This is a genomic window from Frankia sp. CgMI4, assembly GCF_001756285.1.
Lineage (GTDB): Bacteria > Actinomycetota > Actinomycetes > Frankiales > Frankiaceae > Frankia > Frankia casuarinae.
The window spans coordinates 1-11,996 of sequence record NZ_MAQZ01000126.1 but is presented as its reverse complement, the minus strand read 5'-3'; the positions used below and the strand labels follow the sequence as shown (position 1 = coordinate 11,996).

Below are 11,996 nucleotides of genomic sequence, written 5' to 3'. Positions count from 1 at the left end.
CCCGCACCCACGGGCCGCGGTCGGTCTCGATCCCGACCACGACCTGCTCCGGGCCGGCGTCCTCGGCCAGGTGCCGCCCGATCAGCGCGTGCAGCCGGGCGATCCCGGCCACGCCCTCCGGCAGCCGGCCCTTCGCCAGTCGCCGACCCGTCTCGTCCTGCACCTCCACATCGTGGTGGTCCTGCGCCCAGTCGTCACCGACGAACAGCATCCGGGTCTCCCGTCTCTCGGCACCAGGYCCRGCAGCCTCCAGGAGATCCACCACGCCCTAATGGTCAAGTGCTCACGCCACGATCAGCGGGCWCGACATCCCATCTGTGGTCCGCTCTCCCGACCACCGGCAGGGGCACGGTCTGACCTTAGGACTCGTCCTGCGTCCAGGGGCCTCRAGTGCTCACCTGCTGGCGGCTACCGGAACCGAGCCTGCCTCACGGCTGCCCGGTATGTCCCATTAGGGGCCAGCCTTTGCTCTGAACCCCCGGCACGTACCGTGATCAGATCACGGCCGCTGCCATCGCTGCCCAGGTCGAACGGTCCGAGCGCGCCGATGTCGTCGCCGCGACCGGCGCGCAGGACGACCGCCCCGGCACCGTCGCCGAAGATGACCGCGTCCGAGCGGTTGGTCGGATCGACTATCGACGAATACGTCTCGGCGCCCACGACGAGGACCCGCTCGGCCGTCTCGGCGGCGATCAGACCGGACGCGGTCGCCAAGGCGTAGAGAAAGCCACTGCACACCGCGGCCACGTCGAAGGCGGCCACCCCGCCGAGGCCGAGTTTGGAAGCGACGGTCGGGCCGGTCGCCGGGCAGGGCCGGTCAGGCGTCGTCGTGGCGAGCACGAGCGCGTCGACACTGTCRGTGTCCGCGCATTTCATGGCTTTCTGTGCCGCGTAGACCGCCAGGTCCGACGTCGCCATGCCCGGCACCGCGAAATGCCGGGAGACGATCCCCGTTCGCGACCTTATCCACTCGTCCGTCGTGTCCAACCGGCCGGCCAGCTCGTCGTTGTGTACCACCCGCGGCGGCAGGTAGCTGCCGATACCGGCAATCACCGCCGACGCCGTCACAGTGGTCGCCTGCCCTCGGCACTGTTCCGACGCTTGCCATGCGCCTCGGTCTCGACCATTGAAAATCGCCCTCCTTGGTATCCGCACAGGACCGGCCAGGCAGCCGTGGCACCGTTGCGGAGAGCAATCTTCCGCAATCCGCTAACGTGCGCCTATTACGACGCCTGTGAATCGGGCCCGGCCCTCTGCTGGACACCAAAGATCGATGATAGTCGCGGCGGCCGTCTCCCTTAATTCGGCGCCAGACGCAGGTCGTCGTGGCCGCTCATCTTCCCGGTCTTCGTGACAAGGCTGGGTCGCGCCGCCGCGATAGAGCCATAGTAGGAGCGCCCTGTTGTTTCTCGATCGTGTAACCTTGTAACCTGACTTGGCTCAAGTTAGTGCGGTCCTCCCGACGGCTGGTGGATCTTGTCGCGGGCGTCGCGGAGGTCGTCGGGTAGCGGGTGGGCGGCCGTGAGGGTGTGTTCGCCGGCCTGGATCTCGACGGTGCGGTAGCGGCGTACGGTGCTGACGAACCGGCGGATCGACCAGCCGGTGGCCTGCTCGACGAGGCGGGAGATCGCGAGGGCCGCGAACACGATCGTCAGGTGGGCCTCGATCGACTCGTGTTTGTGTGGTAGATCGGCCGGGCGGCGAGGTCGCTCTTCGACATCCGCAACGACTTCTCGATGTTGTAGAGCCGGTGGTAGGAATCGAGGACGAACTCGGGTGTCGGGTCGGGCAGGTTGGTGATGTAGCCCTCGAAACCCGGCCAGGGCCCGTGCCCGGGTTTCGAGGGTTCGGTTGACGGACTTGTCCGCGCCGGTGAGGCGGACGAACCGGTCGCGCTTGACCGGGATCTTCCCGGCGACGGCCTTCTCGGCCTTGGCGACCTGCTCGTCGATCCCGCGCAGGGTGCGCCGCGCACGGTGAGCCTTGTACTGGTAGTAGATGACCTGGCCAGAGGGCGACGCTGGTCGGTCGCGCCGGCGGGCCAGGGCTGGGTGAAGATCTGGCCGTCGGGGATGTCCTCGCCGGGATGGTTGCGCCGCCACGCGGCGACGATGTAGGGAACCTCAGGGAGCTTCATGCCGAGTATGAAGGAGAGGCCTTCGGCCTCGATMGCCTTGCGGTTCGCCTCGGAGATCATGCCGGCGTCGGCGACCATGGTGACGTCGGGCAGCTGGTGGGCGGCCATGAACGCCCGGATCACGGGCAGCATCGTGTGGGTCTCGGCCTTGTTCCCCTCGAACGCGTCGACCATGAGCGGGAAGCCTGAGGCGTCGGTGAGCAGCCCGATCGTGATCTGCGGTTTCAGGCGGCGTTCCTTCGATTAGCCCGGCTCGCGGAACCCGTCGCCCTCGTCGGTCTCGAAGTAGAGCGTGGAGACGTCGTAGCGCAGCAGCGACGCCGGTCCCAGCGCCGCGTGCGCCGCGGCCCGGCGCGACAGTGACTGCCGCCAGGCGTCGATCCCGTAGACCGGCAGCCGCCGCTTGACCGTCGCATAGGAGGCCGGCTCGATCCCGGTCTCCTCCAGGACCCGCAGGCTGTCCTGCTTGGACGTCGGCTCGATGATCCGCGCCAGCACGAGGTGGCGGAACACCTCGTCGCCCTCGGCCGCCTCGCTGAACCCCAGCAGGTCGTAGGCACGACTGAGCGCGTCCCACAGCGCGGCGGACCGCGTCGACGTGATCGGCAGCGGCCCACCCGCAGGTGGCGCGTCGTCCAGGCCCAGGTCAAGCTCGCCCTGGCCGCGGGCCAGCGGCTGCCGCGCCACCGCGCGCAACGCCTCGAGCGCCGCGTCGTCGTGCGCCGAGCCGATGTGCTCCAGCTCCAACGAGCCCCCGCGCGACGAGTACACGATCTGCACCGCCCGCGCCCCGGACTTCGTCTTCACCGTCCGCAACTACAGAGAAACCCGGCCCAGCGTAGAGCCGACGTGTTAGTGCGGACTTTTCACCACCTAGCGACACAACACCGCAGGTCACARACCTGAAATCTTGTTAAAGCGATCAACGTGAGTCAAGTCAGGGCCGGGGCGCGGTGCCGCGATAGAGCCATAGTAGGAGCGCCTTGTTGTCTCTCGATCGTGTAAGCCTGGCGACCGCGGAGCGGGAGCCGCGCATCTCGCACGCAGGAGGGAACAGAGAATGGTGCTCGCAGGGCGCGTCGAGAGCGTCGGTTTTCTGGGCACGGGTTCTAGTCTACCGAGGCGCCGAGTCTCAAACGCGGACGTGGCCGATGTGCTCAATGTCCAGGAGAACTGGATCGAGGCCCGGACAGGTGTCCGGGAACGGCGTTTCGTCGCAGGCGAGAGCAATACTGATCTCGCTGTGGGGGCTGCGGCGATGGCCATCGAGGAGGCCGGCGTCGCCGCCGCCGCGATCGACGCTGTGATCGTTGCAACATCCACACCCGACCGCTTCATACCGCCGACAGCTCCGATGGTGCAGGCGAGGCTCGGCGTTCGAGGCGCGGTTTCGTTTGATGTCAATGCGGCATGCGCGGGCTTCCTGTACAGCATCGAGATCGCGCGATCGCTCATACTTTCTCGGACGATCCGCGGACACGCGCTCGTGATCGACAGCGATGCGTACTCGCGTGTGCTGGATCCGGCCGACCGGSAGACGTACGCGATTTTCGGAGATGGCGCGGGTGCCGCCGTTCTCGGCTTCTCGACGTCCGGTCGCGGGATCCTCGGCAGCCGATTCAAAACAGACGGCGACCTGGCCGAGATCGCCGTCGGTGGCCCACGACTGCCGCTTTCGCACGAGCAGATCGACAGTGGTGAACACTACGCAAAGATGGTCGGCCACAAGGTGGCTTCGGTCGTTCGCGCCGAGTTTCCCGTGATGGTCAGAGAGGTCATCGAGGAGCATGATCTGACGCTGGACGAGATCGATCATGTCGTGTGTCACCAGGCGAACCCGCGGCTCGTCCAGGAGTGCGCCCTGAGCGCGGGGTTCTCGCCGAAACAGCTGGTGGTGATCGGTGATCGCCTCGGGAACACGGCGGCCGCTTCAGTCCCGATCGGACTGAACACCGCGGTACGCGATGGTCGTATCCACTCCGGCGACACGGTTCTGATGATGTCCTTTGGCGCGGGAATGACCTGGGGATGGTCGCTGGTCACGTGGTGACCGGAAACGGCCCGTAACCCGGAACGAGAGGGGAGCAGCAAGGTGGATATGGCGTGGAAGTCGTCCCAACTGAAACTCAGAGGAAACTTCTTCGATTTTGGGAAGTCCGCCGTGGCGATTAGCAGCCAGGCCCGTGACCGCGACAGCTCCTTCGACCGCGCGCTGTGGGGCGAGCTTGCTCGGAGCCGTTTCTGGCACGTGGCCGTTCCTACGGAGTTGGGCGGCGACGGCGGAGACCTTGCCGACTACATGGCGGCCCTGGAGGGGCTCACCCTCGGCTCGAACGATCCGGGGTTCCTGGTGTCCGTCGGGGCGCACGGCGCCGTTATCCAGCTGTTGCTCCGGTACGGCACCCCAGAGCAGCAGCGACGCTACCTGCCCGGTCTGATGGCCGGCCAGGTGGGCGCGACGGCCGCCACCGAACCGACCGGCGGCTCGCATGTCGCGGCGGTCCGCACGACCGCGCGGCCGGTTGCCGACGGCCAGTACGAGCTCAGTGGCCACAAGTGCCACATCACCAACGCGCCAGAGGCCGACGTCGTAGTGATCGTCGGGCGGGTGGCCGGCGTCGGGAAGCGCGACATCACGCTCTTCCTGATCGAGCGCGGCCAGCCCGGCGTCGAGTTCGGCGTGAACGAGGATCTGATCGGCCTGCGCACCAGCCCGCTCGGGCCTATCCGGATGCGGGACGCGTCGGTCGACACAGAAAGCGTTCTGGGCGGGGTCGGCGGCGGCATGGCGATCCTGCACTGGTGCCTCGCGCTCGACCGGCTGAGCTTCGGAATTATCGCGGCCGCGCACATGGAATCCCTGCTGCCCGTCGCGCTCGACCGTGCGAATACGCGCGAGGCATTCGGGACGAYGATCTCAGAGCACCAGTACATCCAGGATAAGCTGGTGCGGACGAAGGTGGCGGTCGAGGCATCCCGCGCGTTGTCCTATGTGACGCTCGATGCATTGCGGTGCCAGGACCCGCGGGCGGGGACATTGGCCTCCTGTACAAAGCTGCTGTCCRCTCAGGGCATTGTCGAGGCCGGGCTGGAGATCGTGCAGCTCTTCGGGCATCTGGGCTGTGACCGTGAGGTCGGAATCGAGCGGCACCTTCGTGACGCCGCCGCGTTCCGCATCGCCGGCGGCACGGATGAGATGCAGAAGAAGAATATCTTCAGCCAGTTGGGGCGGGAGTATGGCGACAATTGGCTGAGGGCCGGCTCGGAAGTCTGACAGACGGAGGTGTCGAACCATGACCAGGACCCTGGCGGCGACAGTGACGAAAGAAGTGTCACCGGCCGACTCCGCCGAACGGTGGGGAAACAGTGGACTCGACGTGCTCTCCACGCCGGCGATCCTCGGCGAGATCGAGCGAATGTGTGATGCGGTCATGAAGCCGCGTCTTGCCGACGGTGAGATGACGGTAGGTGTCTCAGTGACGATGCGCCACCGGCTGCCCGTTCGAGTGGGTAAGCACGTGGAGTACCGGGTGACCGCCGGCGACTTCGCCAGGAAGATGGACTTCTCCTTCGAGGTCAGAAACCTCGACGACGAAATTGTGTGCGATGGCACCCACAGGCGGGCGGTAATCATCAGTGCGGACTTCATGCGTCGCCTTGCCGGCTCGACGCCCTAGTTTTCCGCTCCGAGACTCGAAGGAGACTTCGATGACTGTCATGGCGCCGGACCTGCTTCATCTCACGTTCTGGGACTCCCCGCAGGAGGAGRGGAACGAGGTCTTCGCCCGACTGCGATCCGAGAAGCAGCCAGTTTTCTGCCCGACGCCGGACGGCGCTGGGTTCTATGCTCTCACCCGGCATGCTGACATCAGCATCGCGAGTAGCAACCCCGCCGACTTCAGCTCGGAACCGGTCGCGACGAGTCTGGACGACCTGCCTGAGGAGGTCCAGGAGTTCRCCGGCTCCATCATCAGCCTCGATGCCCCCAGGCATACTCGTCTGCGTCGTATCGCGGCCCGGGTGTTCACCCCTCGGATGGTCACCGACATGACTGCCGCAGTCGGGGAAATCGCCGAGAGAATCGTCGATGATCTCGAGGACGCGCGGACGTGCGACTTCGTCGAGACCGTGGCGGCACCGATGCCCATGCGGGTGATGCGGCTGATTCTAGGCGTTCCAGAGGAGCTGGAGAAGGATCTCTTCAACCTGACCGACATGATTCTCGCGGCCGGCGACCCGGAGTATTCCGAGGTGGCCGGCGGCGGCCGCGCGGAGACGCTGGTGCGAAAGTACCGGCAACTGCATGCTCTGATGCATCAGCTTGCCGAGGAGCGCCRCCAGGATCCGCGTGACGACCTCATCACAAGGTTGATCAACGCCAATGTGGACGGGGACCACCTGACGCGCGATGAGCTAGGCAAGTTCTTCACCCTGCTTATCGTCGCCGGCGCCGAGACCGCGCGCAATGCGCTGTCCCACGCCCTCGCGCTGCTCACGGAGCACCCCGAGCAGCGCTCGACGCTGCTCGGGGATCTCCCGGGGCGGCTGCCAGGCGCGGTCGAAGAGGTGATCCGCTACGCGACGCCGACCACCTGGATGCGCAGGACGCTGGTCCGACCGGCCGAGCTGTCGGGGAACGTCTACCAGCCGGGCGATCGAGTGGTGATGTTCTACAATTCGGCGAATCGGGACGCCGCGGTGTTCGACGCGCCGGACAGGTTTGACATCACCCGTGATCCGAATCCGCACCTCGGATTTGGCGGCCCTGGGCCGCACTGGTGTCTGGGCGCGCATCTCGCGCGTCATGAGATCACCATCATGCTCAAGGAGCTTCTGACCAGACTGCCAAACGTCCACGTCAGCGGYCCGGCCGTTCGCCAGCGGTCCAGTTTCTCGAATGGCATCAAAGAACTGCCGTGCTCATTCTAGTGTCCTGAGTCGTAGATTCGTGGGCGGATAGAATGGGCTGGTGCCTGGCCCGAGCGCGGAACCCATCGAGTTGTCGGCTGCCGAGCGTGCGGTGCTGGAAGGGTGGGCTCGGCGGCGCACGACCGCGCAGGCGCTGGCGTTGCGCTCGCGGATAGTGCTGGCCTGCGCGGAGGGTGGGACGAACGCGGGGATCGCGACCGAGTTCGGGATCACGCGGGGGACGGTCGCGAAGTGGCGGAGCCGGTTCGCGGTCGACCGGTTGGAGGGCCTGTCGGACGAGGCGCGTCCAGGGGCGCCRCGCAAGGTCACCGACGCGCAGGTCGAGGCGGTGATCGGAAGGACGTTGGAGGAGAAGCCACCGAACGGTGACACCCACTGGTCGTCGCGGTCGATGGCGAGGGCCAGCGGGTTGTCGCAGTCGACGGTGTCGCGGATGTGGCGGGCGTTCGGGTTGAAACCGCACCTGGTCGAGACCTGGAAGCTGTCCACCGACCCGCTGTTCGTGGACAAGGTCCGTGACGTGGTCGGGGTCTACCTGGACCCGCCGGAGAAGGCGATCGTGCTCTGCGTCGACGAGARATCCCAGGTGCAGGCGCTGGACCGTACCGCACCGGTGCTGCCGCTGATGCCGGGTACGCCGGAGCGGATGACCCACGACTACGTCCGCCACGGCACGACGAGCCTGTTCGCCGCCCTCGACCCGACGTCGGGGGCGGTGATCGCGCAGACCTACCGGCGGCACCGCCATCAGGAGTTCCTGCGTTTCCTCAAACTGATCGACTGCTCGGTCCCGAAGGGCTACGACCTGCACCTGGTCCTGGACAACTACACCACCCACAAGACCCCGGCGGTGAAGAACTGGCTGCTGCGCCACCCCCGCTTCCACCTGCACCTTCGCMGCGGCGACATCGAGGCGTTCCTGAACCGGCTGGCCTACCTGGAGTCGATCGGTACGATCACCGGCGACGCGCGGATCCGCACCTGCCGCGAGGTCCGCACGGTGCTGACCCGGATCCGCGCGCTCGGCCTGACCCGCCCCGGCGGGCTCGCGAGCGGACTCGGGGACGACTTCGCCGTCCACCGCGACGACATCCCCGCCCAGCCGGAGCCCGCCGAGCCGCACCGCGACCTCCCCCCGGAGATCATGCGGCAGGTCTGCGACCAGCTCGACAGCCTCACCTCGGCGGAGATGCGCACCGCGTTCTCGCTCGCGATCGACACCGGCCGCCGCCCCGAGGAGATCGCCGCCCTCGGCTTCGACTGCCTGACCCGCGATGCCGACGGTGCGCCGCTGCTCATCTACACCAACCACAAAGGTCACCGGCTCGGCCGACGCCTCCCGATCGGCGAGAACACCGCCGACCTGGTCGTCACCCAGCAACGGCGGGTTCGCGGCCGTTTCCCGGACACCCCGATCRCCGAACTCGCGCTGCTGCCGACCGACCGGCGCAACCCCGCCGGCCGCCGGCCGATCACCGCGTTCAGCCTGTCGTTCCACCACCGGACCTGGGTCAGCCGGATGCCGACCCTGACCACCAGCGACGGAGTCGAGTTCGACAGGAGCAGGATCGTGCTCTACGCCTACCGGCACACCTACGCCCAGCGGCACGCGGACGCCGGCGTCCCGATCGACGTGCTGCGCGAGCTGATGGACCACCGCAAGTTCGACACCACCCGGCAGTACTACCGCGTCGGCGAACAGCGCCGCCGCGAGGCCGTCGACCGGCTCACCGCCCTGCAGTTCGACCGGCACGGCAACCGCGTCTGGCAACAGGCCCAAGCCCTCCTCGACACCGCCCACGCCCGCCGGGCCATCGGCGAGGTCGCCGTTCCGTTCGGGATCTGCGCCGAGCCGTCTAACGTCACCGCCGGCGGCCAGGCCTGCCCCTACCGGTTCCGCTGCGCCGGCTGCGACCACTTCCGCACCGACGTCTCCTACCTGCCCGAGCTGACCAGCTACCTCGACGACCTGCTGCGCACCCGCGAACGGCTCCTCGCCGCCGCGGACGTCGACGACTGGGCGAGAGCCGAGGCCATGCCCTCCGACGAGGAGATCACCCGCATCCGCCGGCTGATCGGCCGTGTCAGCGCCCGCCTCGACGAGCTCACCGCGCCCGAACGCACCCAGATCGACGACGCCGTCGCGACCGTTCGCCGGCACCGCGCCGCGCTGCTCGGCATGCCCCGCCTGCGCGCCGGAGCCGTCCCCACCGGCCAGGCGACGCCATGACCACCCCGCGCACCGCGGCCATGGCCCAGGGCCGGCGCGCGGACACCGACCGGCGCCGCCAGCGCGTCCAGACCGCCCTCACCAGCGCCCACGCCGCCGGCAAGGAGATCACCATCAGCGGCATCGCCCGCGCCGCCGGCGTCGACCGGACCTTCCTCTACCGGCACCGCGACCTGCTCGAACAGGCCCACGCCCTCGAAGCCCAGCCCGCCCCCAACCCCAGCGCCGGACCCACCGTGACCCGAGCGTCCCTGCAGGCCGACCTACTCGCCGCCCACGAACGCGCCATCCGCCTCGCCACCCGCATCCACCAACTCGAAAACCGCCTGTCCGGCACCCTCGGTGAACAGACCTGGCGCGAGTCCGGACTCGGCGCACCCGCCGACATCGACACACTCAACGCACGAATCATGAACCTCGAGCAGCACGTCGTCGACCTACGCCTCCAACTCGCCGAACGCGACCAGGACCTCACCGCCGCCCGGCAAGCGAACCGCGAAATGATAACCCGCATCAACACCCCGCCGACGAGCCGATAAAAACCCCGGCGCGTCACCCTTGCACCACACCTGTTGCAGAACATACCTTCAAGTCAACAGCCCCTGAGCTGCGCAAACGCAGAGATCAGGCGCCCGGACCAGCGTCCGACCCCCAGAGAAACGCCGCCACTCCACCCTGCGCTACCAAACCCCCGAACAGGCCGAAAACCTCTACCACGCGACTATCGCAACTATTGCGGACGCCGCATAAGAAGGATAAGGTCCCTACTATGCAGGTGTCCGAGAAACGGGGCTCACCTCAGGCCACGGCACGTCGGCATAACGAAGACGTCACCATAAGACGCGCTGCACACCCAGGACGACACCGCGACCTGGCTCGTCGACCACGGAGCGCACTACCTGCTGATTGTGGAGGCGAACCGGCCGACGCTGCTGGCCCAGCTGGCGACCCTGCGCTGGACGAAGGTCCGCACCACGTCGCGGACGAGAAGCCGCGGCCACGGCCGCGTCGAACGCCGGACCGTGCAGGCCACCGAGGTCCGCGCCGGGATCGGCTTCCCCCACGCGGTCCAGTCCGTCCGGATCATCCGCCACCGCCGGCCCCTGGCCCGGCGGCCCAGCCACAGCCGAAACCGTCCACGCGGTCACCAGCCTGCCCACGCACCACGCCAGCCCGAGGCTGCTCGCCGAACTCGCCCAAGCGCACTGGGCCATCGAGAACCGCCTCCACTGGGTCCGCGATGTCACCTACGACGAGGACAGACACCGCGCCCGCACCGGAAACGCGCCGCAGGTCATGACCAGCCTCCGCAACCTCGCGATCACCATCCTGCGCCTTACCGGCGCGAAGAACATCGCGAAGGCCCTACGCCACCACGCCCGCCACCCCGAACGACCCCTCGAAACAATCAAGAAGGCCGGTTGCTAACCARCAACTTTGCCGCCGCCCTGGGCCCCCACCCGCTCGTCACCAGCGCTTCGGCCGGCAGGTCGAACAACCTGCGCCACGGGCCGTGACCCTTGGCCATCCAGCTGGCAGACTTGGGCCATGCATTTGGTGGGTGCTGACGAGGTGCAGCAGGCCGTGGCCGAGATGGTGCGGGTACTGGCCCCTCATGACGAAATCGACTGGCACATACCCGCGGGTTCCCTGGAGTGGACCTGCTGGACTACCGCTGCGCACGTGGTCCACGACCTCGCGGCTTATGCTGTACAGCTCACAGCCCAGAGCGACGAGAAATACCTGCCCTTTGACCTGACAGTTCGGCCGGGCGCGTCGCCGCGACAGATTTTGCGACTGGCTAGGGTGTGCGGCTGTCTGCTCGGCGCGGCGGTGTCGGGAGCCGCGCCGGAGGTCCGCTCCTGGCACTGGGGGGCCACCGATCCCAGCGGCTTCGCCGCGCTGGGYGTCTGCGAGACCCTGGTCCACACCTACGACATTACCCAGGGTCTGGAAATCGCGTGGTCGCCTCCCGAGCCGCTGAGCGTCGCCATCCTCGGACGGCTTTTCCCTGACGCTCCGGAAGGTGACCCGTCCCGGGCACTGTTGTGGTGCACGGGACGGATTGACCTCCCTGGCCGACCCCGCGTCACCTCTTGGGTTCTGAGGACCGCCGTCGCCTGACTCGATGCGGGTGTCCTGTTTCCGCGCGCTAAGTGGTTGAGCCTGGAAGTCCTTTGGGGGTGCAGTGATCAGCTGGGTTCGGTGGGGAGGTGGACGGTGCAGGCGGTGTCGAGGGCGTCCTGGGGGCTACCGGCGAGGTAGCCGGTGAGCAGGGCGGCTTCCTGGTAGCGGTTGTGGGCGGCGGAGTAGATCGCGAAGCCGAACGAGTGGGCTGACCCGCCGTAGCGCAACCGGCACAGGGGGATCTCCTCGCCGTCGKGCAGGACGCCGGCGACGTAGGCGAACGCGCCACGGTAGGTGACCTCGGTGCGGGCGAGTTGCGGCCAGCGYTGCTCCGCATGATCGAGCAGGCGCAGCCGGATCGAGGACGTCGTGGACTCGGGGATCACCGTCATGCCCACCAGTCTGCCGGCACCCGGCAGATCGCTACGATCATCCCGCCGTCGCCKTGGACGCCCACCCCGCCTGCTCCCGGAGTGCGTGATGCCGTCACCCCGCGTTGCCGTACCCATAGACCTGACCGCGAGCGAACGCAGACGGCTCAAGGCCCGCGTGAACGGGCGCAGGACGCCGTAC

11 protein-coding genes and 3 pseudogenes are annotated in these 11,996 nt (G+C 67.7%); 9 read left to right on the top strand and 5 right to left on the bottom strand.

Annotation, left to right across the window (positions count from 1 at the left end; all coding sequences use genetic code 11):
- From Manayef4_RS21845 to Manayef4_RS21835, 3 genes and pseudogenes are all read right to left on the bottom strand, one after another.
- Positions 1–211 (bottom strand): transposase (locus Manayef4_RS21845; RefSeq protein ID WP_139140179.1); only part of this gene is annotated, 211 nt, incomplete at its 3' end.
- A 248-nt stretch (positions 212–459) separates the two neighbouring features.
- A pseudogene (locus Manayef4_RS21840) lies at positions 460–1,068 on the bottom strand (3-oxoacyl-ACP synthase); the annotation flags it as partial.
- A 377-nt stretch (positions 1,069–1,445) separates the two neighbouring features.
- Positions 1,446–2,917: pseudogene (locus Manayef4_RS21835) on the bottom strand (IS1634 family transposase).
- Between the two features lie 280 nt (positions 2,918–3,197).
- On the opposite strand from Manayef4_RS21835, the gene Manayef4_RS21830 reads away from it, so the two are divergent.
- The 7 genes and pseudogenes from Manayef4_RS21830 (at position 3,198) to Manayef4_RS21805 (ending at position 9,835) form a co-directional block, all read left to right on the top strand.
- Positions 3,198–4,187 carry a ketoacyl-ACP synthase III gene (locus Manayef4_RS21830; protein WP_070133226.1) on the top strand — a complete coding sequence of 330 codons (990 nt, stop codon included), beginning with the start codon at positions 3,198–3,200 and terminating at the stop codon, positions 4,185–4,187.
- A 48-nt stretch (positions 4,188–4,235) separates the two neighbouring features.
- The gene (locus Manayef4_RS21825; RefSeq protein WP_254665794.1) at positions 4,236–5,411 is read left to right on the top strand and encodes an acyl-CoA dehydrogenase family protein; all 1,176 of its coding nucleotides are present in this window, start codon (positions 4,236–4,238) and stop codon (positions 5,409–5,411) included.
- A 19-nt stretch (positions 5,412–5,430) separates the two neighbouring features.
- Positions 5,431–5,814, top strand: a complete 384-nt coding sequence (locus tag Manayef4_RS21820; RefSeq protein WP_023841866.1) for a putative thioesterase — start codon at positions 5,431–5,433, stop codon at positions 5,812–5,814.
- 31 nt (positions 5,815–5,845) lie between these two features.
- Complete coding sequence (locus Manayef4_RS21815; protein ID WP_070133222.1) at positions 5,846–7,066, top strand: cytochrome P450; 1,221 nt, start codon at positions 5,846–5,848, stop codon at positions 7,064–7,066.
- A 40-nt stretch (positions 7,067–7,106) separates the two neighbouring features.
- Positions 7,107–7,958 (top strand): annotated as a pseudogene (locus Manayef4_RS26325) (IS630 family transposase); the annotation flags it as partial.
- 252 nt (positions 7,959–8,210) lie between these two features.
- Positions 8,211–9,296, top strand: coding sequence for a site-specific integrase (locus Manayef4_RS26320; protein ID WP_175443449.1), 1,086 nt, complete (start codon positions 8,211–8,213; stop codon positions 9,294–9,296).
- Entirely contained in the window at positions 9,293–9,835 is a 543-nt protein-coding gene (locus Manayef4_RS21805) for a DUF6262 family protein (protein ID WP_023841869.1), read from the top strand. Before Manayef4_RS26320 ends, Manayef4_RS21805 begins: the two co-directional genes overlap by 4 nt.
- Positions 9,836–10,191: 356 nt before the next feature.
- Here the strand turns inward: Manayef4_RS21805 and Manayef4_RS26315 are convergent, their stop codons facing one another.
- The gene (locus tag Manayef4_RS26315; RefSeq protein WP_235463362.1) at positions 10,192–10,383 is read right to left on the bottom strand and encodes a hypothetical protein; all 192 of its coding nucleotides are present in this window, start codon (positions 10,381–10,383) and stop codon (positions 10,192–10,194) included.
- A 209-nt stretch (positions 10,384–10,592) separates the two neighbouring features.
- Between Manayef4_RS26315 and Manayef4_RS26435 the strand changes: the two genes are divergently transcribed.
- Both Manayef4_RS26435 and Manayef4_RS21795 read left to right on the top strand, forming a co-directional pair.
- Positions 10,593–10,724 carry a hypothetical protein gene (locus Manayef4_RS26435; protein WP_023841871.1) on the top strand — a complete coding sequence of 44 codons (132 nt, stop codon included), beginning with the start codon at positions 10,593–10,595 and terminating at the stop codon, positions 10,722–10,724.
- Between the two features lie 129 nt (positions 10,725–10,853).
- Positions 10,854–11,420: a maleylpyruvate isomerase N-terminal domain-containing protein gene (locus Manayef4_RS21795; RefSeq protein ID WP_035734546.1), complete on the top strand. Its 567-nt coding sequence runs from the start codon at positions 10,854–10,856 to the stop codon at positions 11,418–11,420.
- A gap of 68 nt (positions 11,421–11,488) precedes the next feature.
- On the opposite strand, the gene Manayef4_RS21790 is transcribed toward Manayef4_RS21795, so the two are convergent.
- Positions 11,489–11,996, bottom strand: a 508-nt coding sequence (locus tag Manayef4_RS21790; protein ID WP_254665790.1) for a hypothetical protein, incomplete at its 5' end; no start/stop codon positions are given.